Source organism: Nostoc sp. PCC 9305, from assembly GCF_963920915.1.
GTDB lineage: Bacteria > Cyanobacteriota > Cyanobacteriia > Cyanobacteriales > Nostocaceae > Nostoc.
Window position 1 is genome coordinate 1 of sequence record NZ_CAWUDN010000275.1, and the last position, 448, is coordinate 448.

The 448-nt window shown below is 48.7% G+C and carries 1 pseudogene; it reads right to left on the reverse strand.

What is annotated here, in order from left to right:
* Positions 1-448, reverse strand: a pseudogene (locus ACM0OX_RS35755) (filamentous hemagglutinin); the annotation flags it as partial.

Consider the following 448-nt stretch of genomic DNA (forward strand, 5'->3'; position numbering starts at 1 on the left):
GGTTAGCAGTTGAGCGCCATCAGTGAGTGACAGTGTTGTAGCATTGATGTTGATATTGCCTCCTTTACCTACGCCTCCTGCTTCCACGGTGCTGAGGATGGCAGCGTTACCTGCAAGGTCAACAGCATTTTTTGCACCCACTGTCACATTCCCCGCATTCCCCACTCCTGAAGTTGAGGCTGAAAGTTGAGCGCTATCTCGTAATAAGAAGTCACCAGAATCGATAAAAATGTTACCCCCATTCCCAATAGTCCCCGTTCCCACATTGCTGAGAATCCCACTCTCGAAATCGTTTTTCTCCCCAGAGATGTCAACAGTACCTGTTACAAAAACATTGACATTGCCTGCATCCCCCCGTCCTGCTGGTTGGGTAGCAGATGCTTCACGAGTAACGGTTAGCAGTTGAGCGCCATCAGTGAGTGACAGTGTTGTAGCATTGATGTTGATA